The sequence below is a fragment of the Enterobacter sp. DN genome, assembly GCF_046054285.1.
Taxonomy (GTDB): domain Bacteria; phylum Pseudomonadota; class Gammaproteobacteria; order Enterobacterales; family Enterobacteriaceae; genus Enterobacter; species Enterobacter hormaechei_C.
Map to the genome: position 1 here is coordinate 265,629 of NZ_JBJJTG010000003.1, position 13,161 is coordinate 278,789.

Below are 13,161 nucleotides of genomic sequence, written 5' to 3' on the forward strand. Positions count from 1 at the left end.
AAGGAGCTCACTTGATTACACATATTAGCCCGCTTGGCTCTATGGATATGTTGTCGCAGCTGGAAGTGGACATGCTTAAACGCACCGCCAGTAGCGACCTTTATCAACTGTTTCGTAACTGTTCACTTGCCGTACTGAACTCCGGAAGCCTGACCGACAACAGTAAAGAGCTGCTGTCCCGCTTCGAAAGTTTTGATATCAACGTGCTGCGCCGCGAGCGCGGGGTGAAGCTGGAAGTGATCAACCCGCCGGAAGACGCTTTTGTCGACGGGCGTATTATTCGCTCACTTCAGGCCAACCTGTTTGCCGTGCTGCGCGACATTCTGTTTGTTAACGGACAGATCAGCAACGCCGGACGTTTCCAGCATCTTGACCTGGAAAGTTCCGTTCATATCACCAACCTGGTCTTCTCCATTCTGCGTAACGCCCGCGCCCTGCACGTGGGCGAAGCGCCGAACATGGTCGTCTGCTGGGGTGGTCACTCTATTAACGAAACCGAATACCTGTATGCCCGCCGCGTGGGGACGCAGCTCGGCCTGCGCGAACTGAATATCTGTACCGGTTGCGGTCCTGGCGCGATGGAAGCACCAATGAAAGGCGCGGCAGTAGGTCACGCGCAGCAACGCTATAAAGAAGGCCGTTTTATCGGCATGACCGAGCCGTCGATCATCGCCGCTGAGCCGCCTAACCCGCTGGTTAACGAACTGATTATTATGCCGGATATCGAAAAACGTCTTGAGGCGTTTGTCCGTATCGCGCACGGCATTATTATCTTCCCGGGCGGCGTAGGTACGGCGGAAGAGCTGCTTTATCTGCTCGGGATCCTGATGAACCCGGCCAACAAAGATCAGGTTCTGCCGCTGATCCTGACCGGCCCGAAAGAGAGCGCCGACTACTTCCGCGTGCTGGACGAGTTTATCGTGCATACGCTGGGCGAAGACGCGCGCCGTCACTACCGCATTATTATTGACGATGCCGCAGAAGTGGCCCGTCAGATGAAAAAAGCAATGCCGCTGGTGAAAGAGAATCGTCGTGATACCGGGGATGCCTACAGCTTTAACTGGTCCATCCGTATCGCACCGGATCTTCAGATCCCCTTCGAGCCGTCGCATGAGAACATGGCGAACCTCAAACTCTATCCGGATCAGCCGGTGGAAGTGCTGGCTGCCGACCTGCGTCGCGCCTTCTCTGGCATCGTGGCGGGGAACGTGAAAGAGGTGGGGATACGCGCAATTGAAGAGTTTGGCCCGTATAAGATCCACGGTGATCCGGAGATGATGCGCCGCATGGATGATATGTTGCAGGGCTTTGTCGCTCAGCACCGCATGAAGCTTCCAGGCTCTGCCTATATTCCGTGTTACGAAATCATCAAGTAAAGCGACATTCCTCTCCTCTCAAGCCGGATCGTCATCCGGCTTTTTTATTCGTGTTGCAATTCATAGCGATCTTCAATGTTATTAACAAATCTGACGCCTGCGCAAACGATTACCTCGTTTTTGAAACCGTAAATAATCAGTCTTAATCGAAATTACCCGCCAGAAAATCCTAAAATCCCATTTCTTTACAGCGAAAGACACCTATCTCGCGGGTCGACCTTTTCGAAAACATGTCGTTAATGGTAGCCTTCGCGCCCGTAAATTCTCTTTGATGTTTTTTTAACAGATAAATGGTCTAAAGATACCCACATCACAAGTGGATTATTGCATTTGGGATCGCGATCACTGATAGATTCATAACTAGAATGTATCTTTCCGCCCGCCAATAGTTACGGGCAAAAATTATTAAAAAACCGTCACTGAACGAATTTCATATTACCGTCAGGCGCTTTTTCATCGGATTTGACTAAAAACCTGACAATTTGCTTCCTCCAGGAGATACAGATGGAAACCACTCAAACCAGCACCGTTGCTTCGATTGAATCCCGAAGCGGTTGGCGCAAAACGGATACCATGTGGATGCTTGGCCTGTACGGCACAGCAATCGGCGCTGGTGTACTGTTCCTTCCTATCAACGCAGGTGTCGGCGGTATGATCCCGCTGATCATCATGGCCCTCATCGCCTTCCCGATGACCTTCTTTGCGCACCGAGGCCTGACCCGCTTCGTGCTGTCCGGTAAAAACCCGGGCGAAGACATCACTGAAGTCGTCGAAGAACACTTCGGCGTCGGCGCAGGTAAGCTGATTACCCTGCTCTACTTCTTCGCGATTTACCCGATTCTGCTGGTGTACAGCGTTGCTATCACCAACACCGTAGAAAGCTTTATGATGCACCAGCTTCAGATGACCCCGCCGCCGCGTGCGATTCTGTCCCTGATCCTGATCGTTGGTATGATGACCATCGTGCGCTTCGGCGAGCAGATGATTGTGAAAGCGATGAGCGTGCTGGTGTTCCCGTTTGTTGCGGCTCTGATGGTGCTGGCTCTGTACCTGATCCCACAGTGGAACGGCGCTGCGCTGGAAACCCTGTCTCTGAGCAGCGCATCCACGACCGGCAACGGTCTGCTGCTGACCCTGTGGCTGGCGATCCCGGTTATGGTGTTCTCCTTCAACCACTCGCCAATCATCTCTTCCTTCGCAGTAGCGAAGCGTGAAGAGTACGGCAATGGCGCAGAGAAGAAGTGCTCCAGCATCCTGGCTCGCGCGCACATCATGATGGTACTGACCGTAATGTTCTTCGTGTTCAGCTGCGTGCTGAGCCTCTCCCCGGCGGATCTGGCGGCGGCGAAAGAGCAGAACATCTCTATTCTGTCTTACCTGGCAAACCACTTTAACGCACCGCTGATTGCGTGGATGGCGCCGATCATCGCAATTATCGCCATCACCAAATCCTTCCTGGGCCACTACCTGGGCGCACGTGAAGGCTTCAACGGCATGGTGATTAAATCTCTGCGTGGTAAAGGCAAGACCATTGAAATCAACCGTCTGAACAAAATCACTGCGCTGTTCATGCTGGTGACCACCTGGGCGGTAGCCACCCTGAACCCAAGCATTCTGGGCATGATTGAAACCCTGGGCGGCCCAATTATCGCGATGATCCTGTTCCTGATGCCGATGTACGCGATTCAGAAAGTGCCTGCGATGCGTAAATACAGCGGCCATATCAGCAACGTGTTCGTTGTTGTGATGGGCCTGATTGCCATCTCCGCTATTTTCTACTCGCTGTTCAGCTAATACCTCCTGCGCCGTCTGCGGACGGCGCACTTCTCCCCTCTGACTGAAGCAATGGACGCATCATGATTAGCGTATTCGATATCTTCAAAATCGGTATTGGTCCTTCCAGCTCTCACACCGTCGGACCAATGAAAGCCGGTAAACAATTCACGGATGACTTGATTGCACGCGGCATTTTGCACGACATCACCCGCGTGGTTGTCGATGTATATGGTTCCCTTTCCCTGACCGGTAAAGGCCACCATACCGATATTGCCATTATCATGGGGCTGGCGGGTAATCTGCCGGATACCGTTGATATTGATGCAATACCTGGCTTTATCCAGGACGTGAACACCCACGGTCGTTTGCTGCTGGCGAACGGCGAGCATGAGGTTGAATTCCCGGTTGATCACTGCATGAATTTCCATGCGGATAACCTGTCGCTGCACGAGAATGGCATGCGCATTACCGCGCTGGCCGGCGACAAAGCGGTTTACAGCCAGACGTATTACTCCATCGGCGGCGGGTTTATCGTCGACGAGGACCATTTTGGTCAAAGCACCAATTCTGCCGTTGATGTGCCGTACCCTTACAAAAACGCGGCCGACTTACAGCGTCACTGCCAGGAGACAGGGCTTTCTCTCTCCGGCCTGATGATGAAAAACGAGCTGGCCCTGCACAGCAAAGAGGAGCTGGAACAGCACTTCGCTAACGTCTGGGAAGTGATGCGCAGCGGCATTGAGCGCGGGATCACCACCGAAGGCGTGCTGCCGGGTAAACTGCGTGTTCCGCGTCGTGCGGCTGCGCTGCGCCGCATGCTGGTCAGCACCGACAAAACCACCACCGACCCGATGGCCGTCGTCGACTGGATCAACATGTTCGCGCTGGCGGTGAACGAAGAGAACGCCGCGGGTGGCCGCGTCGTCACCGCGCCAACCAACGGGGCGTGCGGAATTGTTCCGGCGGTTCTGGCGTATTACGACAAGTTTATCCGTGAAGTGAATGCAAACTCACTCGCGCGGTATATGCTGGTCGCCAGTGCGATTGGCTCACTGTACAAGATGAACGCCTCGATTTCCGGCGCGGAAGTGGGCTGTCAGGGTGAAGTGGGCGTCGCCTGCTCTATGGCGGCGGCGGGTCTGGCCGAATTACTGGGCGCAAGTCCTGCGCAGGTTTGTATTGCGGCGGAAATCGGCATGGAACATAACCTGGGGCTGACCTGCGATCCGGTCGGCGGACAGGTCCAGGTGCCATGCATCGAGCGTAACGCCATCGCCTCTGTGAAAGCGGTGAACGCGGCCCGTATGGCGCTGCGTCGTACCAGCGAACCGCGCGTCTGCCTCGACAAGGTTATCGAAACCATGTACGAAACCGGTAAAGATATGAACGCCAAATACCGCGAAACTTCCCGCGGTGGCCTGGCGATGAAGATCGTCACCTGCGATTAAGCCTCTCAGGAAGCCTCGTTTTGCGAGGCTTCTTCCTGTTTTCGCCACCATTCATAGTTTCATGCTGCGCTCAGTGTTACCCTTCACCTATCAGACAGAAGGGAGATTATCTGTGGCCGTTCATTTGCTTATCGTCGATGCACTTAACCTGATTCGCCGTATTCATGCGGTACAGGGCACCCCCTGCAAGGACACCTGTTTACACGCGCTGGAGCAGCTCATTCGCCATAGCGAACCCACCCACGCTGTTGCCGTATTCGACGATGAAGCACGCAATACCGGCTGGCGGCACCAGCGCCTGCCGGACTACAAAGCCGGACGTGCGCCGATGCCGGACGATCTGCACGCAGAAATGCCCGCTATCCGCGCGGCCTTTGAGCAGCGCGGCGTTCCGTGCTGGGGCGCCCACGGTAATGAGGCTGACGATTTAGCCGCAACGCTGGCGGTTAAAGTCGCGAGCGCCGGGCATCAGGCGACTATCGTTTCAACCGACAAAGGCTACTGCCAGCTGCTCTCTCCAACGATCCGCATCCGGGACTACTTTCAAAAACGCTGGCTGGACGCGCCATTCATTGCCAGCGAGTTTGGCGTATCGCCTGAGCAACTGCCGGATTACTGGGGGCTGGCGGGGATCAGCAGCTCTAAAGTGCCGGGTGTCGCCGGTATTGGACCCAAAAGCGCCGCACAGCTGCTGACGGAGTTTCAGAGTCTGGAAGGAATTTACGCCAGGCTTGATGAAGTGCCGGAAAAATGGCGCAAAAAGCTGGAGGCGCATAAAGAGATGGCGTTTATCTGCCGGGAGGTGGCGACGCTACAGACGGATTTACAGCTGGACGGGAATTTACAGCAGTTAAGGTTAGAACGTTAAAACAACTACACGATTTTGTAGGCCCGGTAAGCGCAGCGCCACCGGGCGTTACAAACGTTATCGCTCGTCGCGACGCCCACCCACTGCCGCCCACCAGCGACGGATATGGACCGTCACTTCTTCGCGGTCGTGATAAAGCTGACGCGCCTGGATTTCCGCGTTAATCCCGTGTTCGTCCAGCTGCTGCTGAATATAGGCCAGGTTCTGCGACACCTCTTCGTAGCGCTTTTTCATCGGCAGCTTGAGGTTGAAAATCGTCTCACGACACCAGCCGTTCACCAGCCAGGAGGCCATCAGCGCCGCGACTTTCGCCGGTTTTTCTACCATGTCGCACACCATCCAGGAGATGTTGTTGCGGTTCGGGCGATAGCGGAAGCCGTCCTCACGCAGCCAGGTGACCTGCCCGGTATCCATCAGGCTTTGCGCCATCGGGCCGTTATCCACAGACGAAACCCACATATTGCGTTTCACCAGCTGATAGGTCCAGCCGCCCGGGCACGCGCCAAGGTCGACGGCATACATGCCGTTTGCCAGACGTTCGTCCCACTCGTCCGCCGGGATAAAGACGTGAAACGCCTCTTCCAGCTTCAGGGTTGAACGGCTCGGCGCATCTGCCGGGAAGCGCAGACGCGGGATCCCCATAAAGAACGGCGAATTATTGGTGGTATACGAGTAGCCGGCGTAGCAACATCCTGGCGCAATAAAGAAGATATGCACGACCGGGCGCTTTGGCGTTTCGTAGTTTGTCAGCACACCCGCATCACGCAGCGCCGCGCGCAGCGGCACGGTGAACTTACGGCAGAACTTCATCAGCTCTTTGCTTTCGTTGGTGTCGGCCACTTCCACGCGCAAATCGCCGCCCTTCTCCACCACACCCTGCAACAGGCCAACAATCGGCGTGATGCGATCTTCCGGCGGAAGATCTTTCAGCAGTTCGCCCGCGACAAACATCTGACGGGCGAAAATCAATGAGCTGAACGGCAGTTCGCGCGCCAGCTTGTCGGCATCATCAGGCTGATAGCATTCAAATACCACATAGCCCGCGTTCTCTTTGACGCGAGCGAATCCGAAGACTTCACGCTTCGCCGCTTTATCGGTGATTTCCGCGGCGCACTCTTTCTCAAACCCCGGGCGACAATATAAAACAACCTTATTCATGAACAACGCCCTTGCGTTTCAGACGGATAGCTCCGATAAACATTAACACCCAACCCGCCAGGAAGCTGACGCCGCCGACAGGTGTAACAAACGCCCACAGGCGTAAATGCGACAGCGCCAGACAGTAAAGACTGCCGCTGAACAGTACGGTACCCAGCGCCAGAAAGACGCTGCTCCAGTAAAACCAGATGCTGATGCGGCGCTGCATCGCCACCGCCAGCCCAAAAATCGCCAGCGTGTGGAACGCCTGATATTCAAGGCCGGTCTGGATCCAGCCCATCTCCACAACGCCCAGAGATTTGCTTAAGACATGCGCGCCAAACGCGCCCAGAGCTACAAAAATAAAGCCACTCACCGCGGCGAAAATCAGCATGAATCGGCTGGTCATGTTTAAGTCCTGAATTGATGCGTGCCCGGCACACAAACGTTATTGTTCATACCTGAAGCGGAATTTTTCTTGCTCGCTTGCCGCTTTCGCCAGTATCCACTGCCGGAAAGCGGCTATTTTACCCAGTTCTGCCTGACTGTCATGACAAACCAGATAAAATGCATTCTTGCTGACCAGTACATCGTTAAATGGGCAAACCAGACGACCTGCCTCAATTTCGGACTGCGCCATAACGTTGTTTGCCAACGCCACGCCCTGCCCGTGAATGGCAGCCTGTAGCACCATCGCGCTGTGGCTAAAAATGGGACCCTGCTGCACGTTTATATGATTAAGACCTAACTGGCGGGTATAAGTTTGCCAGTCGCGACGCGAAGCATCGTGCAAAAGCGTATGTTGCGCCAGATCGGCGGGCGTTTTGAGCGCTTTATCCCCCGTCAGCAGCAGCGGTGAACAGACCGGCAACAGATATTCTGCGTATAATTTTTCCACACGCAAGCCCGGCCAGTTACCGCGACCGTAAAAAATCGCCACGTCCACATCATCTGCCAGCTTGTCTTCCTGACGGTCCACCGCCTGGATTCGGACATCGATTCCCGGATAAGTTGAGTTAAAGCTTGAGAGTCGCGGCACCAGCCACTGAATGGCAAAACTGGGCAATAAACTCACAGTCAGAGCGCCTTTTGCGCTCCGGGCCTGAAGCTTGCGAGTGGCTTCCGTCAGCTGGGAAAAAATCTCTTTAATATCCTGAAAATAGCTCTGCCCCTCTTCGGTCAACAGCAACGAACGGTTGCGTCGACGGAACAGCTTAAGCCCCAGAAAATCCTCCAGAGACTTGATTTGATGACTTACTGCGGCCTGTGTCACAAAAAGCTCATCGGCTGCGCGGGTGAAGCTGAGGTGGCGTGCTGCTGCATCAAAAACACGTAATGCATTTAGGGGTGGCAATCGCTTGGACATGGTTATCTGGCTTAGATGTTAACGAGATTTAACATATAGGAAACAACGTTTAACCTATTAGTTTTTTTTATCTGAGCCATTATAATTTGTCCGTTGAGGAACTACCAGCAAATACCTATAGTGGCGGCACTTCCTGAGCCGGAACGAAAAGCTTTTTTTGGAATGCGTGTTCTGAAGGGCTTTTGGCTTACGGTTGTGATGTTGTGTTGTTGTGTTTGCAATTGGTCTGCGATTCAGACCACGGTAGCAACGCTACCAATTTTTCACTTCCTGTACATTTACCCTGTCTGTCCATAGTGATTAATGTAGCACCGCCAACTTGCGGTGCTTTTTTTTCGCTTATCTAACTGTTAATGCTCGATTTCCTTCATCTCTTTCACGTCACTGCGGTTGATCTGCTGTTTGTTCCCGTTAGCATCTTTGTAAGAAATCATCCCGGTATCATTATCGGTTGTCGGTTTCCCTTCAGAGACGATAGATCGACCATCGTTGGTATGCATTACGTAGTTATTACCAGAACAGGCGCTCAGGGCAAAGGTCAACGCACAGGCAGAAATGATTGCAGCTGTCTTTTTCATGATTATCTCCTTTAGCAATTAATGCTATTCAAACCTCGATTTATAACAGGCTAAAACATCCGCCTAACACTATTTAGCATAACCTGCTTTTTCAGACTCGCCAGGATAAGCAGACAAATCTGATAGATATCAACTTCCTTGCCCTGCCGATGAATTTGCGCGACGATCGTAGAATCGATATGAGGAATTCCATGAACGCTTTCAGTCCTGCGCAGTTTCGCGCACAGTTTCCTGCGCTGGCCGATGCCGGCATTTATCTTGATAGCGCCGCCACGGCCCTTAAACCGCAGGCGGTGATTGAGGCAACCCGCCAGTTTTACAGCCTGAGCGCCGGGAACGTGCACCGCAGCCAGTATGCCGACGCGCAGCGCTTAACGGCGCAATACGAAGCCGCACGGGATCAGGTCGCGCGCCTGATCAATGCTGACAGCGGTAAGAACATCGTCTGGACGCGGGGCACCACCGAGGCCATTAACATGGTGGCGCAATGTTACGCGCGTCCGCTGTTGCAGCCCGGGGATGAGATCATCGTCAGCGAGGCGGAACACCACGCCAACCTGGTACCCTGGCTGATGGTGGCCGAACAAACCGGGGCACAGGTTGTAAAGCTCCCGTTGGGTGCGGACTTCCTGCCTGACGTGGCGCGTCTGCCTGAGCTGATTACGCCGCGCAGCCGTATTCTGGCGCTGGGGCAGATGTCCAACGTCACCGGCGGCTGCCCGGATCTGGCGCGTGCCATTGAGATTGCCCATGCCAGCGGCGTGGTGGTGATGGTCGACGGTGCGCAGGGTGTGGTGCATTTTCCGGCTGACGTTCAGGCGCTGGATATCGACTTCTATGCCTTCTCAGGACACAAATTGTACGGGCCAACCGGTATCGGCGCGCTGTACGGCAAAGCTGAACTGCTGGCCCGGATGACGCCGTGGCTCGGCGGCGGCAAGATGATTACCGAAGTCACCTTCGACGGTTTTAAAACGCAGGATGTACCCTACCGCCTGGAAGCCGGTACCCCAAACGTGGCCGGGGTTATCGGTCTGAGCGCAGCGCTCGAATGGCTGGCAGAAACGGACGTGGTTCAGGCTGAAAGCTGGAGCCGGGGTCTGGCGACGCTGGCGGAAGAAGAACTGAAAAAACGTCCGGGTTTTCGTTCGTTCCGCGTCCAGGACTCCAGCCTGCTCGCCTTTGATTTCGCGGGCGTGCACCATAGCGACATGGTGACGTTGCTTGCCGGATACGGCATTGCCCTGCGTGCCGGACAGCACTGCGCCCAGCCGCTGCTGGCGGCCATTGGCGTGAGCGGTACCCTGCGCGCCTCGTTTGCACCGTACAATACAAAAAGCGACGTCGATGCGCTGGTTTCCGCCGTCGACCGCGCCCTGGAATTACTGGTGGATTAATGACAAGTTCAGCTTTAGCCGGGCACCCGTTCGGCACCGTTATTACTGAAGAGACGTTAAAACAGACCTTCGTCCCGCTCACGCAGTGGGAAGATAAATATCGTCAGCTGATCCTGCTGGGTAAACAGTTGCCCACGCTGTCAGACGAGCTGAAATCACAGGCGAAGGAGATCGCAGGCTGCGAGAACCGCGTCTGGCTTGGGTTTAGCGTATCCGGAGAGAAACTGCATTTCTTCGGCGACAGCGAGGGACGCATTGTTCGCGGTCTGCTGGCGGTGCTGTTGACCGCAATCGAAGGGAAAAGCGCCGCAGAGCTGCTGGCGCATTCTCCGCTGGCGCTGTTTGATGAGCTGGGACTTCGCGCGCAGCTTAGCGCCTCGCGCGGTCAGGGACTGATTGCGCTAAACGACGCGGTACTGGATGCCGCCCATCAGGCTCAGGCCTGACGTTCCGCCTTCGCCATCATCTTCTTCAGGGCGTGAGAGACCGCCACAAAGCCGAAGGAGGCGGTCACCATGGTGGCCGCTCCAAACCCTGAGGCACAATCCATCCGCTTTGGCCCTTCCGCCGTGCTTTTCATTGCACAGACCGAACCATCCGCCTGCGGATAAACCAGCGCTTCTGTCGAGAACACACAGTCCACGCCCAGCTTGCCTTTGCTATTTTTCACCACGTTGAAGTCGCTTTTTAAGCGCTCGCGTAGCTTAGCGGCCAGCGGATCCTGAATGGTCTTCGCCAGATCCGCCACCTGGATCTGCGTCGGATCAATTTGTCCACCCGCGCCGCCCGTTGTCACCAGCGGCACCTTGTAACGACGACAGTAAGCGATCAGCGCCGCTTTTGGCCGCACGCTGTCGATGGCATCAATCACATAGCTGTAGCCTTTGCTCATGTACTCCGCGACGTTATCTGCCGTCACAAAGTCGTCGATCACCGTCACACTACACTCCGGGTTGATGAGACGAATACGCTCCGCCATCACCTCGGACTTCGCCAGACCGACGTTATCACGCAGGGCGTGGATCTGACGGTTAGTGTTAGTGACGCAGACGTCATCCATATCAATCAACGTAATTGCGCCAATGCCGGTTCTCGCCAGCGCTTCTGCCGCCCACGAACCCACACCACCAATGCCCACCACGCAGACATGCGCATCCGCGAACAGTTGCAGGGCTTTTTCACCATATAACCGTGCCGTGCCGCCGAAACGCTGGCGCCAGGCATCGCTGATTACCACAGACATAAAACCTCAGATGTAAAAAGGGTGAGGTATTCCTCACCCTGAACCGTAATCCGTCTTGCCCTCAGAATACCACAATCAGCCGCTGAATACGTTTCCGGTACCCGGCGCTGCCTTCAGCACCCACACGCGTCCGTAGTGGTTATACCAGCCTGCACGATGGCCGGCATCCGGGCCGATGCCCTGATAAATGTCGAAGTGCTGGCCTTTGATCGCCCCACCCACGTCCAGCGCCACCATCAGGCGTAATTCATACTTGCCATTGAATTTGCCGTTGTTGTCGAGGAGTGGAACTTCCGCCAGCAGCGTAGTACCTGCCGGGATAATCGAACGATCCGATGCCACAGAAGCGCGGCCAATCAGCGGGACGGCGCTCGCCCCTTTCACCGGCGCAAAGTTCTGCGGTTTGAAGAAGACAAACGATGGGTTCTGCTCAAGCAGCTCACGCACTTCCGCTTCGCTGTGTTTTTCGCCCCACTCGCGGATCGCCTGCATCGACATATCTTCTCGTTTCACTTCGCCACGGTCGATGAGCACCTTACCGATGCTGCGATAGGCATGGCCATTTTTCCCGGCGTAGCTAAAGAAGTTCAGCGGCGAGCCGTCGCCAAAATCAATATAGCCGCTGCCCTGCACGTCCATAATGAAGTTGTCCATCAGGGAGTTGCTGTAGGCCAGCACGTAATTTTCGCTCAGCGCGCCAGCGTAGATCTCGGCGCGGGACGGCAGACGACCGCGTTTCGGCGGCATACGGTAAATGGGATACTGGAACTCGCCCTGGCGTGTGTGTCGCGCCTGGACAACCGGGGTGTAGTAACCGGTAAACTGGACGTTACCGTAGTTATCCGCCCCCTCCATCTGCCAGGCATCGATACCAAACTGGCGCATATTGCGGGTATCACCGCCTGCACGCAGCCAGTCCTGCACGGCGCTATAGACGTTGTTCTGCGAACCGTATAAACGCGGAGAAGCAGTGCGGATCTGGTAGACCTGCTCGGAGAAGTCTCCGGCATTGATCGGAGCGCCCACGGCGTCTGGCTGGTTAACTAAAGAGAAAGGCTGGGATAACTTCCCGTCTTTATACTGTTGACCGCGATCGGTCGGTTTGGAAGAGCAGGCCGCAAGAATCGCCACCATTGCGCCTGTCATCAGATACTTCGCCCAACGTCCTTTCATTATATCTCGTCTTTTAGTTGCCCAATTCCGCGAGATGAAGATAACAAACCCACCGTGTTAATGAAATGCAATCGCCTTCCCTTTGGCAAATTCTGCACAAAAAATAGTCCAAAGTGGCTTTTGCCGTTCATTTTGCATACAAAATAATGAATTATGTGAAAAAGGGGTTGCATCACAAACCTATCCGAGTATAGTGCGCTTCCACGGACGCGGGGTGGAGCAGCCTGGTAGCTCGTCGGGCTCATAACCCGAAGGTCGTCGGTTCAAATCCGGCCCCCGCAACCAATTAAAATTTGATGAAGTATCTTCTACGACAGTAGAAGTTTTTGCGAAGTAGTTCGAATCACAGCAAGGCGACGACGCAGTGAATCCTTAGGAACTTACTCCAGTAAGTGACTGAGGTGAACGAGGAAAGTCAACGCAGATGTGGTTTGAAATACGAAGCAAAAAGACGGACGCGGGGTGGAGCAGCCTGGTAGCTCGTCGGGCTCATAACCCGAAGGTCGTCGGTTCAAATCCGGCCCCCGCAACCAATCAAATTTGAAGAAGTAAGTTTCGACAAGTGTAGAAAGACGGACGCGGGGTGGAGCAGCCTGGTAGCTCGTCGGGCTCATAACCCGAAGGTCGTCGGTTCAAATCCGGCCCCCGCAACCAATCAAATTTGAAGAAGTAAGTTTCTACAAGTGTAGAAAGACGGACGCGGGGTGGAGCAGCCTGGTAGCTCGTCGGGCTCATAACCCGAAGGTCGTCGGTTCAAATCCGGCCCCCGCAACCAACACTTCTTAAAACAATAAACACC

12 protein-coding genes and 4 tRNA genes are annotated in these 13,161 nt (G+C 54.9%); 10 read left to right on the forward strand and 6 right to left on the reverse strand.

Features of this window, described 5'->3' with window-relative positions:
• The first annotated feature begins 11 nt into the window (after positions 1 to 11).
• The 4 genes from ppnN to xni all read left to right on the forward strand — a co-directional run bounded on the left by ppnN (position 12) and on the right by xni (position 5,468).
• A complete protein-coding gene (gene ppnN / locus ACJTMZ_RS09710) occupies positions 12 to 1,376 on the forward strand; it encodes a nucleotide 5'-monophosphate nucleosidase PpnN (protein ID WP_003862748.1) in 1,365 nt (454 codons plus the stop codon).
• A gap of 504 nt (positions 1,377 to 1,880) precedes the next feature.
• Positions 1,881 to 3,170, forward strand: coding sequence for an HAAAP family serine/threonine permease (locus ACJTMZ_RS09715; RefSeq protein ID WP_003862749.1), 1,290 nt, complete (start codon positions 1,881 to 1,883; stop codon positions 3,168 to 3,170).
• 62 nt (positions 3,171 to 3,232) lie between these two features.
• Entirely contained in the window at positions 3,233 to 4,600 is a 1,368-nt protein-coding gene (locus tag ACJTMZ_RS09720; protein WP_015571736.1) for an L-serine ammonia-lyase, read from the forward strand.
• 112 nt (positions 4,601 to 4,712) lie between these two features.
• Positions 4,713 to 5,468: a flap endonuclease Xni gene (gene xni / locus ACJTMZ_RS09725; protein ID WP_023295348.1), complete on the forward strand. Its 756-nt coding sequence runs from the start codon at positions 4,713 to 4,715 to the stop codon at positions 5,466 to 5,468.
• A gap of 57 nt (positions 5,469 to 5,525) precedes the next feature.
• Here the strand turns inward: xni and rlmM are convergent, their stop codons facing one another.
• From rlmM to ACJTMZ_RS09745, 4 genes are all read right to left on the reverse strand, one after another.
• Positions 5,526 to 6,626, reverse strand: a complete 1,101-nt coding sequence (gene rlmM / locus ACJTMZ_RS09730; protein ID WP_003862754.1) for a 23S rRNA (cytidine(2498)-2'-O)-methyltransferase RlmM — start codon at positions 6,624 to 6,626, stop codon at positions 5,526 to 5,528.
• A complete protein-coding gene (locus tag ACJTMZ_RS09735; protein ID WP_003862756.1) occupies positions 6,619 to 7,014 on the reverse strand; it encodes a DUF423 domain-containing protein in 396 nt (131 codons plus the stop codon). Before ACJTMZ_RS09735 ends, rlmM begins: the two co-directional genes overlap by 8 nt.
• A gap of 39 nt (positions 7,015 to 7,053) precedes the next feature.
• Positions 7,054 to 7,971 carry a glycine cleavage system transcriptional regulator GcvA gene (gcvA, locus tag ACJTMZ_RS09740; RefSeq protein WP_003862758.1) on the reverse strand — a complete coding sequence of 306 codons (918 nt, stop codon included), beginning with the start codon at positions 7,969 to 7,971 and terminating at the stop codon, positions 7,054 to 7,056.
• A gap of 350 nt (positions 7,972 to 8,321) precedes the next feature.
• Complete coding sequence (locus tag ACJTMZ_RS09745) at positions 8,322 to 8,549, reverse strand: YgdI/YgdR family lipoprotein (protein ID WP_015571738.1); 228 nt, start codon at positions 8,547 to 8,549, stop codon at positions 8,322 to 8,324.
• 191 nt (positions 8,550 to 8,740) lie between these two features.
• Here ACJTMZ_RS09745 and csdA point away from each other — a divergent pair, with 191 nt between their 5' ends.
• Complete coding sequence (csdA, locus tag ACJTMZ_RS09750; RefSeq protein WP_015571739.1) at positions 8,741 to 9,946, forward strand: cysteine desulfurase CsdA; 1,206 nt, start codon at positions 8,741 to 8,743, stop codon at positions 9,944 to 9,946.
• Positions 9,946 to 10,392 carry a cysteine desulfurase sulfur acceptor subunit CsdE gene (csdE, locus tag ACJTMZ_RS09755; RefSeq protein WP_015571740.1) on the forward strand — a complete coding sequence of 149 codons (447 nt, stop codon included), beginning with the start codon at positions 9,946 to 9,948 and terminating at the stop codon, positions 10,390 to 10,392. The genes csdA and csdE overlap by 1 nt, the downstream gene beginning before the upstream one ends.
• On the opposite strand, the gene tcdA is transcribed toward csdE, so the two are convergent.
• Positions 10,383 to 11,189, reverse strand: coding sequence for a tRNA cyclic N6-threonylcarbamoyladenosine(37) synthase TcdA (gene tcdA, locus ACJTMZ_RS09760; protein WP_015571741.1), 807 nt, complete (start codon positions 11,187 to 11,189; stop codon positions 10,383 to 10,385). The genes csdE and tcdA overlap by 10 nt on opposite strands.
• Before the next feature lie 75 nt (positions 11,190 to 11,264).
• Positions 11,265 to 12,362, reverse strand: coding sequence for a murein transglycosylase A (gene mltA / locus ACJTMZ_RS09765; RefSeq protein ID WP_015571742.1), 1,098 nt, complete (start codon positions 12,360 to 12,362; stop codon positions 11,265 to 11,267).
• Positions 12,363 to 12,570: 208 nt separating this feature from the next.
• Here mltA and ACJTMZ_RS09770 point away from each other — a divergent pair.
• From ACJTMZ_RS09770 to ACJTMZ_RS09785, 4 genes are all read left to right on the forward strand, one after another.
• Positions 12,571 to 12,647 (forward strand) — tRNA-Met (locus ACJTMZ_RS09770).
• A 171-nt stretch (positions 12,648 to 12,818) separates the two neighbouring features.
• Positions 12,819 to 12,895 (forward strand) — tRNA-Met (locus tag ACJTMZ_RS09775).
• A 44-nt stretch (positions 12,896 to 12,939) separates the two neighbouring features.
• Positions 12,940 to 13,016 (forward strand) — tRNA-Met (locus ACJTMZ_RS09780).
• A gap of 44 nt (positions 13,017 to 13,060) precedes the next feature.
• Positions 13,061 to 13,137: transfer RNA gene (locus tag ACJTMZ_RS09785), tRNA-Met, on the forward strand.
• Positions 13,138 to 13,161 lie beyond the last annotated feature (24 nt).

What these genes read in the sequence shown, in the direction of transcription:
- ACJTMZ_RS09735 (WP_003862756.1), bottom strand. Translation starts at nt 7,014, where the DNA reads ATGACCAGCCGATTCATGCTGATTTTCGCCGCGGTGAGTGGCTTTATT.
- csdA (WP_015571739.1), top strand. Translation starts at nt 8,741, where the DNA reads ATGAACGCTTTCAGTCCTGCGCAGTTTCGCGCACAGTTTCCTGCGCTG.
- gcvA (WP_003862758.1), bottom strand. Translation starts at nt 7,971, where the DNA reads ATGTCCAAGCGATTGCCACCCCTAAATGCATTACGTGTTTTTGATGCA.
- csdE (WP_015571740.1), top strand. Translation starts at nt 9,946, where the DNA reads ATGACAAGTTCAGCTTTAGCCGGGCACCCGTTCGGCACCGTTATTACT.
- tcdA (WP_015571741.1), bottom strand. Translation starts at nt 11,189, where the DNA reads ATGTCTGTGGTAATCAGCGATGCCTGGCGCCAGCGTTTCGGCGGCACG.
- ACJTMZ_RS09720 (WP_015571736.1), top strand. Translation starts at nt 3,233, where the DNA reads ATGATTAGCGTATTCGATATCTTCAAAATCGGTATTGGTCCTTCCAGC.
- ACJTMZ_RS09745 (WP_015571738.1), bottom strand. Translation starts at nt 8,549, where the DNA reads ATGAAAAAGACAGCTGCAATCATTTCTGCCTGTGCGTTGACCTTTGCC.
- rlmM (WP_003862754.1), bottom strand. Translation starts at nt 6,626, where the DNA reads ATGAATAAGGTTGTTTTATATTGTCGCCCGGGGTTTGAGAAAGAGTGC.
- mltA (WP_015571742.1), bottom strand. Translation starts at nt 12,362, where the DNA reads ATGAAAGGACGTTGGGCGAAGTATCTGATGACAGGCGCAATGGTGGCG.
- ACJTMZ_RS09715 (WP_003862749.1), top strand. Translation starts at nt 1,881, where the DNA reads ATGGAAACCACTCAAACCAGCACCGTTGCTTCGATTGAATCCCGAAGC.